This window comes from Chlamydophila parapsittaci (assembly GCF_006385615.1).
Classification (GTDB): Bacteria; Chlamydiota; Chlamydiia; order Chlamydiales; family Chlamydiaceae; genus Chlamydia; species Chlamydia psittaci.
In genome coordinates, this window is the sequence record NZ_CP041038.1 from 399270 (window position 1) to 421756 (window position 22487).

The window sequence follows — 22487 nt, forward strand, 5'->3', positions numbered from 1 at the left end:
AAAAGATATCCCGATTTTAAAAATTTGATATCGGGATACTTCTAGGAAAACTATGTTTTATCACTAACGTATAGAAATAATTGGCTTTATAGAATCCTCCACAGGTAGATCTATGGGGGCGATATCCATAATTTTTTCATCTCTATCAGAAATGGATAAGGTAAGTAAGTATGCTCCCTTAAGATCTTTGACTTCTGAGAACAACTCCTTAAAAGCTGCTATTTCTGCAAGCATAGGATCAGGAACAGGAGGATAAATTAATAAATTAATTCCTGTAGGACTCAGAACAGCAAAATTCGCATATTTACTTAGCACTGAATCTTCCATATTTATCGCTATAGAGAACAGCTGTTGGAAAGCAACCGTACATTCATCACTGTATAGAACAATGAGAGTATTCAAGCCCTTCTGTCGTGTCGATTTCAGACAATCCTGATAAGAGTAAAATATAGAAGGGTGTTTCATTGAAATATCTTCGACCTGCTGTTGGTCATTTTCTTCATCTTTCAATGATGTGGTTGTTTCTCCTCCGATGGCAGGCAGGACTAACAACAGCGAGAGTATTGATAACAAGATGTGCATGAGGCACCTCCATTGCTAGTTTCAGTGAAGCAAGAAGGGCTAGGATACCAAAGCTTTAGTTTTAATCATAGTTCATTTTAATTTTAAAATAGTAATAACTATAACGATCTAATAAAATATATAGAAATAAAACTTATAATATTAATTATCAGGCGTTTATAGGTATGCGCCTGATAATCTTAGACCATAACAGCGTAGCGTTATAGGTCTACAAAATTTGACATGGAAGCGGGAACAACTCTGAGTACTTTTTCATAACCCTTAGGACTTATAGTAATAAGAATCACGCAAGGTTCCCGAAGATCCAACTCCCAAAAATGATCCTGGAAATCCCCCATATACAACACCATGGGATCCATTTTAGGATAATAATCAATAGAACTAATTAGACCTCGTTGAAGAACAACAATATTACAGAAATCAGCTAAAGCTTTGGGGAAACAAAAATTCTTATCGACTAGGTGTGACCAAATCTTTGCAGAACTCGGGTTAAAATAAACGAAAATACAACATTTGCCCTTTTTTACAGCATCTCGATAAGCGTCGTGATACGAATACCATATTCTTTCGCCATTAGAAAGCTGTACATATTGCGGAGGGGAAAACTTGTCGAAAACAGCGTTTCCTTGATCCTTTAAAGGTAACTCTTGCCCCCACATAGATAAAGAAGAGGTCAGCAACAAAAGAACAAAACAACAAAAACGCATAAAACCTATCCCTACTTATCAAGATTTATGAAAGCAAAACAGGCTGCGATTTTTGATCCACAGCCCGCTAATGTCTCGAAAAAAGATAAAACAACAGAGATATAAAATCACCATTTGTAAAAATTTTATTACAAAATGTGAACGAAAGCTCTAAATAACCTCGTTTTTGGATATTAAAGTTTCTAGCTCGACTGCCTGCTGATTTTGCCACTCTTGAAGTAAAATAGAAGCACCGTAGCCCAAACCAGCAGCCTTAGCAACTTCACCTACACGACTAACCAAAGAAGTGCGCCGTGCAGCCGCTAACCCCATAGCTTCTGAAACAATGAACCCTCGAGTGTGGTTGGATTCCGTGACCATCCCCCCAAAACATAAAGCCCAGGAGAGAATAGGCAAAAGAAACTTGAAAGTTTTCATAAAAATCAACAAATTAACAAAATTAACAAGGTAGTATTTTATATTAAATTTATTAATTTTTCAATCTTTACAAAGAAATTTATAATTAATTAGGACTGTAAAAAAAACTATAAATAGGAGACTAACATTCCTGTGGCTCTAAAAGAGTAATTATGACTCTATCTTTACGTAGACGAACATAATCCTCTAGAATGGACAGCGTTTCTTCCTGAGCACTTTTCGACTGCCTTGACAAGGGGTGGCGTTGCTCCTTCCATTGGCGATCCGCAAGCTTTTGTAAAGATTGTACAAACACTGTTTCGAGACAATCAGTATTCATACGGCGTTTTATGAGTAATTCTATAATTACCTTATCTTCTAACAAGGAGAGGGCTTCGTCAAAAGGAAGATTACGTTGATGTTTTTCGTAATATTCGATGAGATGAGAAAATAGTTTTCTACATTCAGGATGTTTGAAATCCATAGCCGTAAAATAATTTTTCGCTGTGTGCGGGATGCTCGTGTGGTGGGTTTTACAAAATAACATACAGCGCAAAACATCTGTTTCAATAATCACATCGGAATGAATTTTCGGTAATCTCTCTTTATTAACTACAGAAGATTTAGCGGGTGCAATTCCTGATTCTAGCTTCGCAAGAGAAAATACCATACTTTCTGGAATCATCATTAAAGAAGCTAATTGCTTGAGGTGTTCATAAACAACAATGGGGTTCCCCCATTTTTTAATTTGTGTGATAGTCTCCTCGATGACTAGAGCCTTTTCTCTTGGGGAGAAATTCGGATAAACGCGCATTTTTTGACTGATAAGAAAAGTAAGATAGTCTTCACTTTGATCTAACAATTCTCCAAGAACCCCTGCTCCCTTATGCATCAAAAAAGAATCCGGATCTTCTCCTTGAGGCAGACGGCATACCATAGCAGCAATACCCGCCATCTGACACATGTCGCCAACGCGCACGGCTGCTTTTATACCAGCATCATCACCATCAAAAAGCAAATATGCTTTAAGCACTCCTAATTTACTTAACTCTTTTACGTGATCTTCAGTAAATGAAGTGCCTTGGGCGGCCAAAGTACAATTGAATCCGGAGTCTATCATTTGCAAGCAATCCACTTGCCCTTCAACTAAAATAACGCGTTTTTCTTTTGCGATTCTTCTTCGTGATAGATGTAGTCCGAAAAGAGCTCGGGATTTTTTAAAGATCATTGTTTCAGGAGTATTTACATACTTACTTCCCCGCGTGTTTTCCAAAAATTTTCTTGATGAAAAACCAAGAGTATGGCCGAGAGAATCGTGTATAGGAAAGATGATTCTACGAGAAAATAAAAACCATTTATTCCCTATAAAACCTGCGTCTTCCAGTTGTTTTTCTGAAATACCCTTTTCTCGCATCGCGTGAACAAATAAAGTTTGTTCTGGGGCATAGCCTAAATGAAAACGCCCTATTGTATCAGGAGAAAATCCTCGACGATATAGATATTGTAAAGCCTCCCTCCCCTCAGCAAGTTGATATAAACAAAAACGAAAGAGTTTTTCAGCCTCAGCGTTAATCTGGCGCAATTCATCCTTCGCCCCTGTAGCAAACGGTGATTGGGTATCTTTAATCTTAATAACAAGGTCGACATGGAATTTTTTTGATAAAGTGAGAACAGCTTCACTAAATGAATACCCAAGATGATTCATTAAAAAGCTGATAGCATCGCCATGAGCTCCACAGCCAAAACAGTGATAATATGCACCTGTTGGATTAACAATAAACGAGGGGGTTTTTTCAACATGGAAAGGACAACACGCTTTATAGGTACCCCCACTTCTTTTTAAATGGAGGTGTTCCGAAAGCACTTCGATAATATCAATACTGTGTCTAAGATTATCTAAACTTTCTTCCGTGTACATAGGTTATGATCTTCGTTGTTCCTTGGTTATGCCATAATCACCGCTTTAAAAGAAAGGCAGCTCGTCTTATGAATCAGCTATCAACAAAACTCTAAGAGAAACCCATCTTGATCCCGAAGAATAAATATAGTAACCTAGCAGGCTAACGCATAGGAAAATTCGGCAAAATCTCTATGGTCTTTTACAGGAGTTTGCTAATCTAACCAGCAGTTATTAATTTATGGAATAGCAACATTGCTAAGCGTTCTCTTCCACTAGACTAGGTTAATCTCTAGGTAATACTTTTCCCCAAAGAAGAACTATGACATCAAAAAAAACTACACCTATGATGAAGCAATGGCATCAATGTAAGGAGAAAGCAGGAGAGTCGCTCCTTCTCTTTCGTATGGGGGATTTTTATGAGGCTTTCTATGATGATGCGATTGTGCTCTCTCAAAATCTAGATATTACTCTTACGCAAAGACAAGGAATTCCTATGAGTGGGATTCCTGTATCTACAATTAATGGATATATAGATCGTTTGGTAAGCAAAGGCTTTAAAATTGCTGTTGCTGAGCAACTAGATGAGGCGCAGGATAACAAAGGAAAGTCCGAGCCTTTATCGAGAGAGTTACAAAGATTTATTACTCCAGGAACGCTACTCTCATCTTCATTACTTCCTGAAAAAGCCAACAACTACATCGTATCTATCAACCGTGTTGGAGCTCTTTTTGGATTGGCATGCTTAGATTTCTCTACGGGATCCTTTCTACTACAAGAATATGATAACATGAAAGATCTTGTAGACGAAATTTGCCGTTTAGCACCGACTGAAATCTTAAGTTGCGACAAGTTCTATAAAAAACATTCTGATATCATCGAACAAATTCAACAACATTTAAAACTGACTTTATCTACATATGCGGATTGGGCATTTGAACATCAATTTGCCACGCAAAAGTTATCCTTACATTTCAATGTGTCATCTTTAGATGGATTTGGTCTTAAAGGTCTAGTCCCAGCAATCAATTCTGCTGGTGCCTTACTTTCGTATCTCCAAGATAAGCTTCTCTTACCCGTAGAGCATATCTCCATACCTAAAACACAAGGAAATCAAAAACACCTACTTATAGATACTGCATCTCAGGTAAACCTTGAGCTATTGACTCCCATTCACGATCCTCAAGGGAAAAGTTCTTTGCTTCATGTGATGGAACGTACCTGCACTCCTATGGGAGGCAGGTTATTACGTAATACATTAGTTAATCCTTTTTATGATCAACAAGAAATACTACTGCGTCAAGATGCTGTAGAATTTCTTTTAGATCGTTCAGAATTAAGAAAAAACCTTAGATCTTTTCTTTCTCAAGTCCGAGACCTTGAACGTTTAACTACGAAAATTACTACCTCTTTAGCAGGTCCCAAAGATATTGGGATGCTCCGCGACTCATTAAATGCAAGTATGCGTGTATGTGAGCTCCTTTCTCCTTTACCCTTGCCGAAATTTTTCCAAGGGAAATTTACTTTACCTATAGGTTTGACCTCTCTCTTAGAATTACTCTCTAATGCTCTTTTAGGAGAATTGCCTTTAAGAACTTCCGAGGGGAATATTTTTTGTGATAATCATCATCCTGATCTGCAGCGCCTACGCTATACCAAAGAAAATTCAAAGGAATGGTTATGGCAATATCAGGAAACCATTCGCAAGCAAACAGGAGTGAAAAAACTTAAGGTTTGTTATTCCCAGGTGCTTGGCTACTATATAGAAGTAAGTAGTGATTTTGCTCCTTTATTACCCAAAGAATTTATCCGTCGTCAATCACGTCTACACGCAGAACGTTTCACAACAGAAAAACTGCAAGAATTTCAAGATGATATGTTAAATATCTCAGACAAACTGCAGACATTAGAAACGCAACTATTTAAAGATTTATGTGAACAAATTCTTCAACAACGCGAAGCAATTCTGTTCTTATCTCAAGTGATCGCGGATATTGACTATATCCTTTCTCTGTCTGACCTTGCAGCAGAGTACAATTACTGTCGTCCTATCGTAGACACCAGCGACTCTCTATCCATATCCGGAGGGATTCATCCTGTTGCCCAAACTCTATTAGATAAGGGAACGTTTATTCCTAACGATATAAAAATGCACAACACACGAACGCGAATGATTTTAATTACTGGGCCAAATATGGCAGGGAAGTCTACATATATCCGACAAATCGCCCTACTTGTTATCATGGCACAAATGGGTTCGTTTATTCCTGCGAAATCTGCCCATATTGGTATGATTGATAAGATTTTCACACGAATAGGTGCGGGAGACAATCTATCTAAAGGGATGTCAACATTTATGGTAGAAATGGCAGAAACTGCCAATATCCTACATAATGCCACTGATCGCTCTTTAGTTATACTTGATGAAGTTGGTCGTGGGACAAGCACCTACGATGGTTTAGCAATTGCACAATCTGTCGTAGAATATTTGCTATTCACCGAAGGAAAAAAAGCAAAAACACTATTTGCGACTCACTACAAAGAACTTACAGATTTAGAAAATCACTGCCCACATGTAGAAAATTTCCATGCTGGCGTTAAGGAAACTGGTGGCCAACCTGTGTTTCTCTATGAGATTCTTAAGGGACATTCTCAGAAAAGTTTTGGAATACATGTCGCGAAACTTGCTGGCTTTCCTCTTTGTGTGATATCGAGAGCGCAACAGATCTTACGTCAATTAGAAGGCCCAGAAACGACTTCTAAACAACCTCAAGAAAAAGAGCTGCAGCTCACGTTGTTTTGACCATGCGTGTAAAGGATTTTACTCCGAAACTGATTCCAACATCTCCAGGTGTTTATCTAATGAAAGACAGCTCTGGAGAAGTATTGTATATCGGGAAAGCAAAAAACTTACGCAACCGCATAAGCACCTACTTTCGAAAACAAGGGGATTCTAGAGAAAGAATTCCTTTTCTCATGAAAAAAACAACAGACATAGAAACAATTTTGGTTTCTAACGAAACAGAAGCTTTTCTTTTAGAAAACAACCTAATAAAAAAGTATCATCCGAAATACAATGTTCTTTTAAAAGACGATAAAACTTTTTTTTGCCTAGCTATATCTCTAACTCATCTTTGGCCAAAAATAGATGTTATTCGTACTAAAGCTGTGACCTCTTCCAAAAAGCAGATAATTTTTGGTCCGTATGTGAGTGCAGAAGCTTGTCGGACTCTTTTAGAAGTGATCAGTCAATGGTTCCCCTTGCGCACCTGCTCTAACCGAGAATTTGCTTCAAGAAAACGTCCATGTATTCTTTATGAGATGAAACGTTGTTTAGCACCTTGTGTGAACTTATGTTCTCATGAGGAATATGAACAAACATTAGAGAAGGCTATTTTATTTTTAAAAGGCCAAGTTTCGGAAGTTGTCCAAGACTTAGAGAAGTCTATCGAGAAAGCCTCTAAGGAACAAAAATTTGAACAAGCGGGGATGTATTACCGGACATTACAACTTATCCAACAAGCTATGGTAAAGCAGCATGTAGAGAAATTCCATTTTCAAAATATAGATGCTATTGGTCTCTATCGAAAATACCAGAAGACTGTCATCACTATATTGACAATACGTTCTGGGAAGCTACTTGGAGCGCGTCATTTTCCGTTTTCAGAAAATGCTCAAGAAGATGCAGATTTGCTTGCCTCTTTTATATTACAGTACTACACAAGCCAACCTCAAACTCCTAAAGAAATTCTCACTCCTATTCCCCTAAATATTCCTGATCTTCCGTGTTTATTAAATAAAGATACCCCACCACAGCTACGTTCTCCAAAAACAGGTTATGGTAGAGAATTACTCAACTTAGCCAAAAATAATGCTCAGGTGCATGCAGAGACAACGATACAATCCTCGGCACTACCTTATGAGGAGTTGAAGAAAATTCTGAAATCCTCTGACTATCCTTACCGTATAGAGTGTTATGATAACGCGCATCTACAAGGATCTCATGCTGTTGGCGTATACATTGTCTATGAAAACGACGCCTTGTCTCCCAAAGACTATAGAACATTCTCGATTTCTTCCTCTGCTTATAATGACTTAGCTGCTTTCCGTGAGGTGTTATCTCGTCGATTTACCTCACTCACTTCGTCGATTCCCGACATGATTCTTATAGATGGAGGGCGTACACAATACGCACAAGCCAAGAAAACATTAAAAGAACTCAATCTTACGGGGATTCAAGTTGTTTCGATAGCTAAAGAAGCAGGCAGCCACAGCAGCTCATTAAAAAAGGAAAAACTATTTTGTGATACATTTCCCCAAGGAGTTCTACTCCCTCCCACATCAAAGCTATTACAATTTTTCCAGAAACTCCGGGATGAGGCGCATAGATTTGCAATCAGTAGGCATCGAAAAAAACGTCACAAAGACTTCTTATTGCCCAAGGAAAAGATTCCTGGAATTGGTGAGATAAAAAGAAAACGTTTATTACAAAAATTTAAAAGCTGGGAACAAGTTATGAAGGCTTCCCAGGGAGAACTTGAAGCTATCCCTGGGCTAACGAAAAAAGACATTCAACATTTGTTGGCTAAGCAAGCTGAAGATACGTATCTAGAAGATGGAAAAGTGGATTACTCTTCAACTTCTTCTTTTATCTCCTCTAAAAAGTCCTCTGCTGAGGGTAGGTCTGCTACACACAACTCTTCTATTTCATCCTCTGACTCTGATTCTGATTCAGAGCGATCCTTAGGTTGAGTTAACCCTTTGATAATTACATGAACTGAAGCAACGTGAAGACCTGTATACTCAGATATTTCAGAAACTATGCATCCTTGTATTTCTTCAGTTTTTTCTGGTATAGAAACACCATAATCAACGTTTACTTCGACACGAACTTTGACTAAATGATTTTTAGAATCTTGTTCTACATAGATTCCTTTCATTCTCTCGATATCTCTACCGAATAAGGTATCAATTAAATTACCCCCTAAAAGAGAAACTCCGTTGATTTTAGCTAAACAATGTAAAATAATTACTTGAATTACGCGAGTTTCTATATCACGGCTAAATACAGTCTCTGGAAACTCAATTTCTTTCACATCTAATTTTAAATTCTGCTTATCCATATTCCTCCTATGTGCCTATTTCGCTAGCGAGAAATGTACTCTATAGAAATAATAAGCGCTAGTGATTAGTCTAATGGTCAACCGGTTAATATGCTACCCTCAATGCTACCTATTTCTTTTTTTCTGATTTACATTCTGTTAGGGTTTGTATCTGCTTACCTGGCCGTGAAAAAAAATCGTAACCCGATCGGCTGGTTTCTTGCAGGAATGTGTTTTGGGTTCTTCGGGATCATTATTCTCCTCATCCTTCCTGATCTCCCTCCAAAGAATGATAACTCTACCCTCTCTTCTGATGAAAACGAACCCTCTAATAACATTTTACATTCTATTCTAGAAGATTCTTCTGTAATTTCCTCTCCCCCTCCTGTCACGCAAGTTCCTAGGGATACAGAAAAATGGTTTTATCTAAATACAAAAAAAGAAAATGTAGGTCCTTTGTTCTTAGAGGACTTGCTTGTATTCCTGAGAGACAAAAATAAACACGCTAAAGAAAATACAAATCCCGAGGACATCTGGGTATGGAAAAAGGGAATGGAAAACTGGGAAAGAGTAAGGAACATTCCAGAATTAAATGAGGCGTTAAAAATTCTTAAATAAAAAACAAAAAATCTTTAACACCCCTGCTATCGTCGTGGGTGTGGTATCGAGATTCTCTACCAACTTGCTTTGATAACTCCAGGGATTTCACCCATAGAAGCCATTTGTCTAAAACAAATTCTAGAAATAGCGAACTTTCTCAAATAACCACGAGGACGACCCGTTAACAAGCATCGATTATGTAAACGAATAGGAGCCGTGTCTCTTTTCATTTTATTCAGTGCAACACGTGCATTTTCCTTCTCTTCTTCGCTAGCGGTTAAGCTTTTTGCAATTTTGCGAAGCTCACTTCTTTTTTTGTAGTTTGCCTCTACTAATTTTCGGCGCTTATTTTCTCTCGCTACTGCTGACTTTTTCGCCATGCGTTCTTACCTAAAACTTATTAAATTATTTTTTACGCGCAGGTCCGGTTTGACGTTGCTTACGGTTAGGGTCTATCTTATTAATAACATAAAGACGCCCTTTACGACGAACAAGCTTATCTCCCTTTGAAGGATCTGCTTTAATAGATGAACTCACTTTCATGAAAATTATCCCCTCGTGGTCCCTCTCTAAAATGCCGAGAAAGACGCTCTAAATTATGGAATATCGCTAAAAGGGACTAATTTAACCCCTTCCGTACTTTTTGACAACAGGAGACTTAAGCTGATTACAAGTTCCGTGTGCAAATGCGATAATCTCTTCAGTTCTCTTGAACTTATTCACCCAATTTTATACACTTACGAGGAGTTTTTTCTAGTGTAATCATTCCATGGACTAGAAAACTTAGAAACCAATAGGAAGGTACTGTGAAACGGACTTATCAGCCTAGTAAAAGAAAGCGTCGAAATTCTGTAGGTTTCCGTGCTCGTATGGCTACAAAAAACGGAAGAAATTTACTGAATCGCCGTCGTCGTCATGGCAGACACAATCTAATCGACCTATAAAATATTTTGTTTTGTGCATCGATCAACTTTACCCAAGCGCGCTCGTGTATTAAAGAGACGGCAATTTCTTTATATATCGCGAGCAGGATCTCATTGCCAAGGTAGTCAGGTTATTTTTCATGTTGCTCCATCTAAATATCCTGGATGTTGCAAGTTGGGGATAACTGTATCCAAAAAGTTTGGGAAAGCTAATAAAAGAAATTATTTTAAACGCATTGTGCGCGAGGCCTTTCGTTTAAAGCGCCATTCTCTTCCTTCTTGTCAAATTGTTGTCATGCCCAAAAATAAACACCGGCCTAAATTTGAAGAGTTGCTTCAAGATTTTGCTCAACAAATTCCAGAAGCACTCAACGGTAAATTTTCAAAAAATAAGCCTACGACTGGTGGCGAATATAATCTAAAGAATGAGAAATGTGAGAGCGAACTTCTTTAGGGGCTGTTTCAAAAGCAACTTCAGCGTGTTGTAAAGCACTTTTCCACTGATCAGAGTCTAGGTAAAACTGAGCGATCATCATCTCGATTCTCCAGATATTTTCTTGATCCTGGTGTCCAAACTCTGTTAAATAAGCCTCTAAAGGTGCAATGACTTGACTAGGGTCCTGATTCAGGCCTTCTTGAGATCTTTTAGCCAATTCTTGGAACTCAATTAAAGCGACAGTGAAGTGTGTATGTTTTTCATTTTTAGGGTCTTTATTGAGTAATTTACGCTTTACTTTTTGACATTCTTCAGAATCCATTTTACCGCTTTCAACAAGAAGACGATATTTTTCTGATAAGAAGAAGTAGTCATCATTGCGCACCCCTAATTCTAGAGCTTTTGCTATGAAATCCTTGCACGAAAGCTCTTCAGAAAGTCGGTAATACTTCTGCAGTTCTTCCATAGACAATGTATGCATAACTGGATAAACACTGTTGAGTAAGCAGTCACTTTCAATAATATGACATAAGCTGTCGCCTAGATTTTCTCCAGTTTCATTACCGAAAGACTCGATTTTATAAATTTCTCTTCCATCATGAGAAAGTAAAAGAAGAGAAGGAAACTCATCAATTTTGAACTTCGTTTTTAGATATGTATTTTGTGTATGCAAGTCTTCACTTTGAGAAGAATGCCGAGGAAAATCTACTTCCAAACATATAAAATTCCCGTTGATCTTTTGAGCAAATTCCGTAGAAGCAAGAACCTCTTTACGAATCTTCATGCATAAGGCATTCCAATCGGAACCGGAAAAAAAGATTAACATGGGCAATTCAGAATCGCGGCTTTTTTTCACAGCCTCGTTATAATCTACATGCCACAAAATCTCAGAAGAACTCTCTTGAACAACGCCATGCAAACTTATAGAACTTGCACCTAATAGAAACGTTGTTAATACCTTCAGTTGCTTCAAAGAATATTTCTTCACAATCTGTAACAGGATCATGGGCTTCCTCTCCTTCTCCTAGTGAATAGGACGCAACTCGTTCTATTTAGGCGTCACAGAATGCTCTCAGGGCATTCTATCAACCATTCTTGTTGTATAGTCTTTTTTTTATTAAAACGAAATAAAAAACACCACTTAAAAGTTTTAATCTCTTTCTACAATCAAACACATATTCTATGGGATTAAATAATCATGTATTTCTTAGGAATATTTATGCGTAAAACCCTTAGAATAACTCTTTTTCTAAATAATCCTAATGTACTCGTTCTCTTTCTGTATTCCTTAGAAAACCATGGATTGGGAAACTATCTTGTGCTAAAGTTTCAACAAAAACATTCATTTTTCATATTGAGGCGTTAGTCTAGCACCTTGAAACAAGCCTAATCTACGCTCTCACCGGTATAAATCGAGAACCTTTGAGAGTCTGCTCATGAGACAATCATCCTACAACAGACAGAACCTTTACTTATATAATACCGCATCGAGAACCAAGGAACTTTTTTCCCCTTCTAACGATCCTGTCAGATTGTATACCTGCGGTCCTACAGTATATGACTATGCGCATATCGGAAATTTCCGCACGTATGTATTTGAAGATTTATTAAAACGGACTCTTTTGTTCTTTGGATACTCTGTAAAGCATGTCATGAATATTACAGATGTCGATGATAAGACGTTGGCTGGTGCATGTAAAAAAAATATCTCTTTGGATACCTATACGGCTCCGTTCATACAAGCCTTTTTTGAAGACGTTGCCACACTAAATATCCTACCCGCCGACACTTATCCCCGCGCTACGCACTATATCCCTCAAATGCTCGAAGCTATCCGCAAGCTCTTAGATGATGGTATCGCCTATACAGGCCAAGATAACTCTGTGTATTTTTCTATAAAAGCGTTCCCTTCTTATGGGAAGCTCTCTCAGTTACAGTTACAAAATTTGCAATGTTGTTCTAGGGTAGCTTCCGATGAATATGACAAAGAAAATCTTTCAGATTTCGTGTTATGGAAAGCATACGATAAAAAGAGAGACGGTCATATCTATTGGGAGAGCCCATTTGGCAAAGGTCGCCCAGGTTGGCATTTAGAATGTTCTATCATGGCTATGGAACTTCTCGGGTCTTCTATTGATATCCATGCAGGCGGTGTAGACAATATTTTCCCCCACCATGAAAACGAGATTGCTCAATCAGAATCTTTATCTCACCAGCCTTTTTCTCGTTACTGGCTCCATTCTGAGCATCTTCTTGTTGATGGGAAAAAGATGTCGAAAAGTTTAGGGAATTTTTTCACACTAAGAAATTTGTTAGATCGTGGATTTTCTGGAGAAGAAATCCGCTACATGCTCTTACAAAGCCATTATAGAATGCAATTAAACTTCACTGAAGAAGGATTGATTGCTTGCCGTCAAGCGTTAAAACGCTTGCGTGATTTCATTTCTCGATTAGAAAGTCCCTACCCTGAAAGCGCTACGATTTCTGAAGATATCGATCGGTGTGGGCAACTGTTTTTACAAGATTTTTCAAACGCTATTGCGAATGATTTAAACATAGCGACAGCACTCGCCTCCCTTTTTGATTTTATCCATCAGACAAACTCACTGATTGATAAATCAAACTTCACACAGGCTGATAGCAACTATGTTTTGGACATTATGAAGAAAATTGACACCGTACTTGGTGTTATTCCCTTCACTACGTCCTTAGAAATCCCTAGTGAAGTTGCACAACTCGTTGAAGAACGAGAAGTTGCCCGCAAGGAGAAAAATTGGAAGCAAGCAGACGTTCTTCGAAATCAAATTGCGTCTCTCGGCTATGTTATTGAAGATACAAAATCAGGGCCTAAAGTAAAAAAATATTAGTCCTTGTCTGATTCTAAACGACGCATAGCTGGGAAATACAATACATCACGAATCGAGGCAGCATCTGTAAGGATCATAACCAAACGATCAATACCGATACCAAATCCTCCTGTGGGAGGTAAACCTTGGCATAAGGCTTCTAAAAATTCTTCATCTATAGGATGGTATTCGCTATCTGGATCTAAAGCCTTTTTCTCTTGTTGTTTTTCTAAAAGTACTCTCTGACGCAAAGGATCATTCAACTCTGAATAAGCGTTACAAAGCTCTTTACCTAAGCAAAAACTTTCGAAACGCTCGACAAAATCCCCATCTCCTGAGCGTAAAGATTTACATAGGGGCGTCGTCTCTACAGGATGATCTGTAATATGATGAGGCGCAATTAATTTATCGCAGACTAACTCGTCAAATAATGCTGCGATTAATAAACCTCTGGGAGCTGTCACGTAAGATTCCTCAGGCAATGAAAAACATTCTTTTAAAATTTTTCGCAACTCATGATCTCCATGAAGATCTACATCGACACCTCCATATGTCTTGATACTATCTTTCATAGTCATGCGAATCCAAGGAGCTTTAAAATCAATGGATACAGGCCCTTGTTTTAAGTGTGAATAGGTCAGAACGGTACTACCATTGTTCAACTCACAGACGAGATGTTCAACGAGATTTTCCACATAGGTCATGACACTGTGATAGTCTATGTTCGTTGCATAGGCTTCCATGATGGTGAATTCAGGATTGTGGGTTCTATCGATCCCTTCGTTCCTAAATACTTTTCCGATTTCGTAAATACGTGGAGTGCCTCCAACAAGAACTTTTTTTAAAGAAATCTCTGGAGAAATCCGCAGAAATACTTCTGAGTGCAAAGCATTCAAAGTAGTTATAAAGGGTGTTGCCTCAGCGCCGCCATAAACATTTTGGAGTATAGGAGTTTCTACCTCTATGAATCCCTGAGCATCCATGTAGTGACGGATTAATTTGATAATCCGACTTCTTTTTAAGAAAGTTTGCCGCACTTCATCAGAAGAAATGAGATCCAACCAACGCTTTCTATAACGAATTTCTTTATCACTTAGGCCGGCATGTTTATCGGGCAGAGAAATTAAAGATTTACACAATAGTGAGACGGTTTCGACAAGAATAGTTAACTCTCCGGAATGCGTGAAGAATAGATACCCTTCGATTCCTAAAATATCACCGAGATCAAGCTTCTTCTCTATGAATTTTATTGGGGTAATCTCTGCATCTACAGGGAGACCTGCAACTGAAGAGAAATCCCTGTTAAACATCACCTGGATCTTTTGATCATTATCTAAAATCTGGGCAAAAGCGTTCTTTCCCATAGAGCGGAAAAGCACCATACGACCTGAGATTTTTACCTTAGGGGTTGCCTTATTCGTAGCATCTTCGCTATTCCCAAGGGATTGGGACATATATTCTTTTTTTATTTCCTCAACACTACTTGTTCCGGGGAATTCATAAGGATAGGGATTAATACCTAAATCAGCTATTTCCCGGAGTTTGTTACTTCTATGGAGAAAATCTTCTTGTTTTAGGTACTCAGCTTCTGTAGACATCGTTTTTCTAAATCCTTTTGCCTATTTCTTCTTTTCTAAAGACTCTTCTAGTTATCACGTAATCCAAACATAAAAAAATTATATATGATCGAAAGAAAAGAAAGTTAAAAGTTCATTGTAAAGTGGAGATTTTCTCAAAAACAACAAAAAAGATGAACGTTTAATTAAGAGAAAATAAGAACTTTAGAGAGGGAGATCTCCTCTCTAAAATTCTTTAAGAAGAAATTAGCTATTTTGTACGCAAAGCAGCTTTGATTTTTTGAACGTAATTCGCGCCACCACCGTACTCGAATCCCATTCTAGCTTTCTCAACTCCATGAGCATCAATGAAAACTAATGTGGGGAATCCGTTTACACTGTATTTTGATTTTAATGCTTGGTTTTGTTGTTTTACATCTTCAGGTTGGCTAGAAGATTGTGGGAAGTCGAGCTCTACCATGTGTAAATTCTCACCCGCATACTGTTGAAATTCAGGAGTATTTAAAATTTGCTCTTGCATCTTCATACACCAGATACACCAATCAGAACCTGTAAAAAATAAGCCGATATATTTTTTGTCTTTTTTAGATTGTTCGACAGCATTGTCATAGCTTTCCCACTGTACTCCAGAAGTTTTAACCACGTGCACAGTAGATTTATCGATCCCTTTTTGGTAATGAGAACGCTTTTTTGCTGCACAACAAGGCAGTGTGAGTAATAAACAGAGGGCTATTAAACTTCCTTGCAACCAACGTTTCATGCAAATCCTCTTAAAAAAATAATGTAGAATTTTCCCTTAACCCCCGAGTGTACCATCCTATTTACGCACAAAAAGCAAGGAGATTGTCACATCGGAGAACAAAGAGCATAGATGAATAAACCATCTATATCTATAGTGAATCCTTAAATATCTTTGCTATTTATATATTCTATGACTCATCCTGATATTGCTTCTATTTTGCAAGAAATAATAGATCGCTATTCAGAGCACTATTATCCTTCTCTGGCAAAACTGATTCCCCTAACTCCCAAATGGGGAAACAGCCCAGCTCCTATAAAAGCTTCTGTGGCACAGGCACAACGTATTGAAAAACCGCTTATTGCTGATAAAAAATTAGAAAAACCTTTATCAAATCCAGTTCAAGATAGTGAAGCTCCTCCCCCACCCATTACTCACGAGCGCTTAAACAAATCTTCCTGGGAGTGCATTCCTCTCCCTCCTGATCTCTCTAGAGAAGAAATCTTGAAGTTTCGTTATTCTACTTTGCAAGCACATTGTTTGAACACACCTTTGGATATACCTTGTGGGATCTTCGTAGATGAAGAAAAAGATGAGGAAGTTTTATTTTTTAATAGATTGTCAAAAATTCTTACTCAACAAATCTTCCCTTCTCGGCTCATTTTATCAACAAATCATAAAGATATTTTTCATAAAAATACGGGCCTTTCTTTATGTCTAGCACCTTTAACAATGATACGTTATAAAATCCCCAATGTACGTTATCATCAATCTTTCATGAAAGATGGGTGCACTTGGATTCCTATTTATTCTTCAGTATACTATGAAAATGATCCGCAATTGAAACGAGATCTATGGGTAATATTGAATCAACTACCTTTCGCCTATACGCAGAAGTCATAGTAAACTCCAATATCAATAAGGTATTAGACTACGGGCTCCCTGATCATCTCGAACACATTACTAGGGGTACTGGTGTTAGCATTTCCTTACGGGGAGCAAAAAAATATGGAATAGTCCATCAGATTAAGACACACACAGAATGTAAACGAGTTCTTCCTGTTTTAGGTGTTATTGATTCTGGAATTATCCTTCCTCAAGATCTTCTAGAACTTATGTTTTGGATGAGTCAATATTATTTTGCACCGTTGGGGAAGACACTACGTTTAGTACTTCCGGGAATATCTTCCAGTATTATACAACCCAAACAACATTATCGCGTCCTACTCAAGCAAAGCAAAGCGAAGACGAAAGAGATCATTCTTTCTATTCAAAAAGAATCTCCTGCGCAAGCAGCAACTTTAAAAACATTATTATCATGTAGCTCTCCTCCTGGTCTTTCAGAACTCATGGACAAGGCCAAGGTGTCACAATCTCCGATCCATTCTTTAGAAAAACTTGGAGCTATTGAAATAGCCAGTGCTGCAGATCTTGAAATTCAAGAAGACCGTCTAACGTTCTTTCTCCCTGAAGCCCATGTGCTACATCCGCAACAACAAGATGCCGTGGATAAGATTTCTTCATCCTTATCTTCGGGGAAATTTCAGACACACTTGATTTTTGGTGTTACAGGAAGTGGAAAAACAGAAGTATATTTCCAAGCTATTCGTGAAGCGAGGAAATTAGGGAAAAGTGCGATTCTTTTGGTTCCTGAGATTGCTCTTACAATACAAACAGTTACCCTATTTAAGGCCCATTTTGGAAAAGAAGTGGGTATTCTGCATCACAAGCTTAATGACAGTGATAGAAATAAAACCTGGAGAGAAGCATCAAACGGGAATATTCATATTATTATAGGTCCAAGATCAGCATTGTTTTGTCCTCTACAAAATTTAGGACTGATCATCGTTGATGAAGAACACGATCCTGCCTATAAACAAAGTGAAAGCCATCCCTGTTATCATGCTCGAGATGTTGCTGTGATGCGAGGGAAACTGGCAAATGCTACTGTAGTGTTAGGCAGTGCTACTCCAAGTCTAGAAAGCTACGCCCATGCTTTATCAGGGAAGTATATTCTTTCAGAATTATCATCACGAGCTGCTGCTGCCTATCCTGCGAAGGTTTCTCTTATCGATATGAATATGGAAAGAGAAAAGACAAAGACAAAAACATTATTCTCTCAAGCTGCACTTAAAAGTATTGAAAAACGGCTCGCTGTTGGAGAACAAGTCTTAGTTTTCTTTAATCGACGTGGCTACCATACAAATGTGTCCTGTTCTTCATGTAAACATACGTTGAAATGTGCCCGCTGCGATATGGTATTAACTTTCCACAAATATGCGAATGTCCTTCTCTGTCATCTCTGTAATTCTTCCCCTAAAGATCCTCAGACATCTTGTCCAAAATGTCATGGAACTATGACTTTACAATATCGTGGATCGGGGACAGAAAAAATAGAAAAAGTATTGCATAGTATCTTCCCACAAGTGCGCACTATCCGTATTGATTCGGACACTACGAAATTTAAAGGAAGTCATGAATCTTTATTAAAACAATTTGCCACAGGAAAAGCGGATATACTCATTGGGACACAAATGATAGCTAAAGGGATGCACTTTCCAGCCGTAACTTTGGCCATCATTTTAAATGGTGATTCTGGTCTGTACATTCCTGATTTCCGTGCCTCTGAACAAGTATTTCAATTGATCACACAAGTAACAGGAAGGTCGGGAAGAAGCCACCTCCCTGGAGAGGTCTTAATTCAATCGTTTCTTCCTGATCACAGTACCATTCGCTGTGCCATCAGACAGGATTATCGAGAGTTTTACCACCAAGAAATCCCTGGCAGGGAATTATGCAGCTACCCGCCATTTGTTCGTCTTGTCCGCTGTATATTCATAGGAAAATGCCCCAACCTCACTTGGAAAGAGGCACAACGAATCCACTCTATACTTAAAGAGAAGTTGGATACTCACACCCAATTAATGCAAATCACACCGTGTGGACACTTTAAAATTAAAGATGTATTTCGGTATCAATTTTTAATAAAAAGCAAGCAAGTTTTGCCTGTAAATAAAAAGCTCCACGAAGCTTTGCTAACTGCAAAACTGTCTCCCAAAGTAAAATTCATGATTGACGTCGATCCTACAACTACATTTTTCTAGATAGCTATGCAAAACGGCAATTAAGAGATTTACTTCATCTTGGTGATTAAAAGCGTGGAAATTTACTCGTATAAAAGGCTTATCGGCAAAAGTCATCAAGCCTACGCGTAAGTTCGCCTCATTGAGAAGTGAAACTAAAAGATCAAAATTAAAATCCTGTAAGAAAATAGGTTGTCCACAACCTTGGGAACTCAAACCAAAATACTGCTGAAAATACTCTTGAAGGGCAAAAACTTGTTTGCGAGCGAGCTCCCCTGCTACAAACAAATGATCATATGCAGCACTTATGGTAATCAAGGCGTGGGGAGCGAGTGCTGTAGTATAGCGTAATGGTGGGGAGTTTAACATCAACTCTGTTTTCACTTCTGAGGAAGAAAGAATAGCAGCTCCCATGGCTCCCATAGCTTTACTATAGGTAACAAGAACAGCATAAAAATTCTCATACCCCCATTTGTGACACAATCCACGGCCCTCCTCGCCAAAAATTCCCATAGCATGAGCTTCGTCTACAATAAGGTGAGCATGATATTTTCTTGAAAGAGCTAAAAGTTCTTCAAGAGGAGCTAAAGTTCCTAAGAAAGAGTATACCGAACAAACAAAAATGAAAATTCTTCCTGATGAGACTGCTCTATGAGACATTAATAAAGATTCTAGAGCGTTTAAATCATTATGAGGAAACGATTGATGTTTTCCGGATATCATTTTTAAACTTTGTACAACGGATACGTGTACAGACGCATCCCAAAAGACCATATCGGTATCTTTAGAAATGTGATAGCAGAAACCTAAATTCGCCATATAGCCGCTGTGTACGACAAAAGCCGCCTCAGCTTGATGGAATTTCGCTATCTTTGCTTCTAATTTTTGTAAAGTTTGGGAAGGGCCTGCAATAGCACGAGAACCACTTGCTCCAAGTTGGGCTTGAGGAAATTGTTCACAATATAAACGATAGCGTCTCTCAACTTCATTTACTAATACTGTAGAGCGAGAGAAACCTAGGAAATCGTTAGTTACAAAATCTATTGGGCATTCACTCATTAAAGATCTTTTCCTTGAAATCTAGTATCTTTAACTATTCAAGTGTCGTTTTAGTCCCCATGAAACAGAGAAAGAGCTAGAGAATTTAAAGCTCGGTAATCAGGTTTTCCTGAGCCCAGCATCGGGATAGATTCCAACTGATGCTGATAGGATATTTTCATTATGCTACTTGTTTTCAAGTTTTTTAGGATATCATTTACTTCATTGAGACTGGTAGAAAACGTCGTAAATAAGCAGAGTTTGACTTTCTCTCCGGGTATACCACAAACGATCAAAGAAACATCCTCTTCCTCATCAGGCAGCCCAAAACCTTCAATGAGTAAGTTTTCTAAAGCCTGCAAACTAATCATTTCGCTACCAATTTTTACGAAACGACTAAGTCTACCTTGTAAAAACAACTGACCATTTCTATCTAAATACCCTAGGTCTCCTGTCACGTACCAACTGGAGCCTCCAAGATGTACAAAACCTTGATCAGGATCTGCTTCCAAATAGCCAGGAAACAGTGAGGTACCTCGAATAAGAACTAAACCCACTTCTCCAGAAGACAGAGGGACATAAGTTTCTTCTGAAACAATCAGAATATCCATACCTTCAATAGGGACACCAACACAACGTTCGTTTTTGGGACTCTTCTCATCATTAACCGTAATCACAGGAGAACACTCAGTGGTACCATATCCTTGACGAAGAACAGTATGAGGAAAATTTCTCTCAGACTTATCTCTTAAAGAATCTTTAAAAGCGTCTCCTCCGACAACAACAAAACGCAAAGAGCTTAAAGTAGATTCTTGTTTTTTAGCTGTTTTCAAAATGTAATCTAAAAAGATAGGTGTACTCCCTAAAAAGGTAGCGTGCGTCTTATCTATAAACTCCACAATCTTTTTGGGCTGCAAAGGATTATAAGAAAAAACTAAAGGCAATCCTGCAAGCATAGGGAAGAGAGCACAACAGTTAAACCCATAAGCATGGAATGGGGGAAGAAATGACATCATAACATCATTTTCTACGGGATCAAAAAATTTTAAACAGGCATTTTGATTCGCTATAAGATTTGCGTGGGTTAAGGGAACTCCTTTAGGGAGCTTTTCTGTCCCGGATGTAAATAGAATAACGGCAATATCCTCTTGATTCTGCTCTGAAAGATTGAACAACCCCAATAACCAGTTGGGCGGGAGAGATAGATAAAAAGCTATACGCATCTTATCCCAAAGGGAAAGTTGTTTACGTATATTTTCCATGTAAATGAGCTTTGCTGGATACTCTACACCGTCACCGTGAATCTCATGTAAGTGCGCGACCAGTTGCTTCGAAGTTAGGATATGATCTACATGTGCTAGAGCAATACATGCTTCCATTTCTCGAAGTCCCTGACTCCAATTGATCATGACAGGAATTTTCCCAGATAACAGCACAGCGAAATAAGCAATATAAGCCCCAGCAGAGGCTGGCATCATGATCCCGATATTTTTTCCGGTATATTGAGATACTTTTAAAGACAACGCGATAATTGCCTTACGCATATCATCATAAGACAAAATCCCTAATTGCTCATCCCAGCAACTAGCTGCTGATCCCATTTCTGAACAGAGTTTTAAAAACTTCTCTAAAACAGTCCGTCCATCACGTAGACCTATACGACGCTTTTTAGAATAATTCCAACGCTTATGCATATACCCTTCCCTTATATTAGGCATAAGGAACTTCTATAGGAAAACTTTCTGTATCTTCGTTAAACCACGAAGAAAGAAAAGCATTCAAATCCTGTTTCGTGGGAAATTGCTTCAAGAATTCGTTACTTACTTGGTGTATTGTCACTTTCACAGAGCGTTTTGGCATAAAAAATATCCCCCGTCGCAACAGGGACTTCAAAGCCTCTTTGAATACTATGCTCAACTTAGGGGTAGATTGAGTTTTATATCTTGAGAAAGCGCTCCCCCATAATCCGTTAATGCGGATCAAAAATACGTTGCACTCCTTAGATTTATGCAATAACACGTATGCCGAATACTGATTAACTATTTCTTCTTTGCCATTTCTTGATAACCTTCCGGAAGGATACAGCAATACACTGCCTTGATTATCCAAGACACGAATCGTTTGATTATAAAAATGTTCCATCTGTTCGACAGTTTTTTTACATTCTCTTCCAGGAACAACTGTAGGAACAGGTATGGCGCCAACAGAATTTAAGAACCAACGAACTACAGAATTTTTAAATAAATAACTCACAGCAAGGGGGTGCAAATGAAAACGCTGCCAAAATAAATATTCAAGAATTACAGGATCAATTTCGGCTACATGATTTGATAAAAATAGACACCCTTGATTAGGGTTAGGATTTATAGACTTTAGACCTTCTAATTTTATCTTGTAGCGCAACTTCAGAGCAAAGCCAACCAGAAAAGCATACGTAGCTTCATAAATAGTTCGCCATACCTTAAGTATCATAGGTAACCCTTTCTCATAACAAATTCGCCTACAACCCCTCTAGTAAGTTTATCATAATCCTATCTTTTGATAATATGGTTTAACTAATA

20 protein-coding genes and 1 pseudogene are annotated in these 22487 nt (G+C 38.2%); 8 read left to right on the forward strand and 13 right to left on the reverse strand.

The annotated features are described in order from the left end of the window. Positions 1-63: 63 nt before the first annotated feature. From FI836_RS01720 to dnaG, 4 genes are all read right to left on the reverse strand, one after another. Positions 64-582, reverse strand: a complete 519-nt coding sequence (locus tag FI836_RS01720) for a hypothetical protein (RefSeq protein ID WP_014944004.1) — start codon at positions 580-582, stop codon at positions 64-66. 200 nt (positions 583-782) lie between these two features. Further along, entirely contained in the window at positions 783-1289 is a 507-nt protein-coding gene (locus tag FI836_RS01725; protein WP_006343488.1) for a hypothetical protein, read from the reverse strand. A gap of 150 nt (positions 1290-1439) precedes the next feature. After that, the gene (locus FI836_RS01730; RefSeq protein ID WP_006343489.1) at positions 1440-1706 is read right to left on the reverse strand and encodes a hypothetical protein; all 267 of its coding nucleotides are present in this window, start codon (positions 1704-1706) and stop codon (positions 1440-1442) included. Positions 1707-1827: 121 nt separating this feature from the next. Continuing rightward, positions 1828-3603, reverse strand: coding sequence for a DNA primase (gene dnaG / locus FI836_RS01735; protein WP_013462731.1), 1776 nt, complete (start codon positions 3601-3603; stop codon positions 1828-1830). Positions 3604-3904: 301 nt separating this feature from the next. On the opposite strand from dnaG, the gene mutS reads away from it, so the two are divergent. Then, the gene (gene mutS, locus FI836_RS01740; protein ID WP_006343491.1) at positions 3905-6385 is read left to right on the forward strand and encodes a DNA mismatch repair protein MutS; all 2481 of its coding nucleotides are present in this window, start codon (positions 3905-3907) and stop codon (positions 6383-6385) included. 2 nt (positions 6386-6387) lie between these two features. Next, positions 6388-8100: pseudogene (gene uvrC / locus FI836_RS01745) on the forward strand (excinuclease ABC subunit UvrC); the annotation flags it as partial. A gap of 110 nt (positions 8101-8210) precedes the next feature. Here uvrC and FI836_RS01750 read toward each other — a convergent pair. Further along, complete coding sequence (locus tag FI836_RS01750; RefSeq protein ID WP_014518428.1) at positions 8211-8705, reverse strand: Asp23/Gls24 family envelope stress response protein; 495 nt, start codon at positions 8703-8705, stop codon at positions 8211-8213. A 90-nt stretch (positions 8706-8795) separates the two neighbouring features. On the opposite strand from FI836_RS01750, the gene FI836_RS01755 reads away from it, so the two are divergent. After that, on the forward strand, positions 8796-9302 hold the full coding sequence (locus tag FI836_RS01755) for a DUF4339 domain-containing protein (protein ID WP_006343493.1): 507 nt from the start codon (positions 8796-8798) through the stop codon (positions 9300-9302). A gap of 56 nt (positions 9303-9358) precedes the next feature. On the opposite strand, the gene rpsN is transcribed toward FI836_RS01755, so the two are convergent. Together rpsN and rpmJ are read right to left on the reverse strand one after the other, a co-directional pair. Further along, positions 9359-9664: a 30S ribosomal protein S14 gene (rpsN, locus tag FI836_RS01760; RefSeq protein WP_006343494.1), complete on the reverse strand. Its 306-nt coding sequence runs from the start codon at positions 9662-9664 to the stop codon at positions 9359-9361. 25 nt (positions 9665-9689) lie between these two features. Continuing rightward, positions 9690-9827 carry a 50S ribosomal protein L36 gene (gene rpmJ / locus FI836_RS01765; protein WP_006343495.1) on the reverse strand — a complete coding sequence of 46 codons (138 nt, stop codon included), beginning with the start codon at positions 9825-9827 and terminating at the stop codon, positions 9690-9692. A gap of 263 nt (positions 9828-10090) precedes the next feature. On the opposite strand from rpmJ, the gene rpmH reads away from it, so the two are divergent. Both rpmH and rnpA read left to right on the forward strand, forming a co-directional pair. Beyond that, positions 10091-10228 carry a 50S ribosomal protein L34 gene (rpmH, locus tag FI836_RS01770; protein WP_006344410.1) on the forward strand — a complete coding sequence of 46 codons (138 nt, stop codon included), beginning with the start codon at positions 10091-10093 and terminating at the stop codon, positions 10226-10228. Positions 10229-10241: 13 nt separating this feature from the next. Next, positions 10242-10661, forward strand: a complete 420-nt coding sequence (rnpA, locus tag FI836_RS01775; RefSeq protein WP_013462734.1) for a ribonuclease P protein component — start codon at positions 10242-10244, stop codon at positions 10659-10661. Here the strand turns inward: rnpA and FI836_RS01780 are convergent. Next, the gene (locus FI836_RS01780) at positions 10603-11649 is read right to left on the reverse strand and encodes a thioredoxin family protein (protein ID WP_006343496.1); all 1047 of its coding nucleotides are present in this window, start codon (positions 11647-11649) and stop codon (positions 10603-10605) included. The genes rnpA and FI836_RS01780 overlap by 59 nt on opposite strands. A 430-nt stretch (positions 11650-12079) precedes the next feature. Between FI836_RS01780 and cysS the strand changes: the two genes are divergently transcribed. Further along, positions 12080-13510 (forward strand): cysteine--tRNA ligase, encoded by a 1431-nt coding sequence (gene cysS / locus FI836_RS01785; RefSeq protein WP_006343497.1) that lies wholly within the window; start codon positions 12080-12082, stop codon positions 13508-13510. Here the strand turns inward: cysS and lysS are convergent. Then, positions 13507-15087, reverse strand: coding sequence for a lysine--tRNA ligase (gene lysS, locus FI836_RS01790; protein WP_006343498.1), 1581 nt, complete (start codon positions 15085-15087; stop codon positions 13507-13509). The genes cysS and lysS overlap by 4 nt on opposite strands. 229 nt (positions 15088-15316) lie before the next feature. After that, the gene (dsbH, locus tag FI836_RS01795; protein ID WP_006343499.1) at positions 15317-15826 is read right to left on the reverse strand and encodes a disulfide reductase DsbH; all 510 of its coding nucleotides are present in this window, start codon (positions 15824-15826) and stop codon (positions 15317-15319) included. A 171-nt stretch (positions 15827-15997) separates the two neighbouring features. Here dsbH and FI836_RS01800 point away from each other — a divergent pair, with 171 nt between their 5' ends. Beyond that, positions 15998-16708 carry a hypothetical protein gene (locus FI836_RS01800; RefSeq protein WP_014944006.1) on the forward strand — a complete coding sequence of 237 codons (711 nt, stop codon included), beginning with the start codon at positions 15998-16000 and terminating at the stop codon, positions 16706-16708. Beyond that, positions 16660-18909: a primosomal protein N' gene (gene priA / locus FI836_RS01805; protein ID WP_006343501.1), complete on the forward strand. Its 2250-nt coding sequence runs from the start codon at positions 16660-16662 to the stop codon at positions 18907-18909. Before FI836_RS01800 ends, priA begins: the two co-directional genes overlap by 49 nt. Here priA and FI836_RS01810 read toward each other — a convergent pair. From FI836_RS01810 to FI836_RS01820, 3 genes are read right to left on the reverse strand one after another with little or no spacing between them, the layout of a single operon-like run. Next, positions 18841-19947 (reverse strand): aminotransferase class I/II-fold pyridoxal phosphate-dependent enzyme, encoded by a 1107-nt coding sequence (locus FI836_RS01810; protein WP_006343502.1) that lies wholly within the window; start codon positions 19945-19947, stop codon positions 18841-18843. The two genes, priA and FI836_RS01810, sit on opposite strands and share 69 nt — an antisense overlap. Before the next feature lie 50 nt (positions 19948-19997). After that, positions 19998-21620, reverse strand: coding sequence for an AMP-binding protein (locus FI836_RS01815; RefSeq protein WP_006343503.1), 1623 nt, complete (start codon positions 21618-21620; stop codon positions 19998-20000). 16 nt (positions 21621-21636) lie between these two features. Further along, entirely contained in the window at positions 21637-22398 is a 762-nt protein-coding gene (locus FI836_RS01820; protein WP_006343504.1) for a lysophospholipid acyltransferase family protein, read from the reverse strand. Positions 22399-22487: the final 89 nt, after the last annotated feature.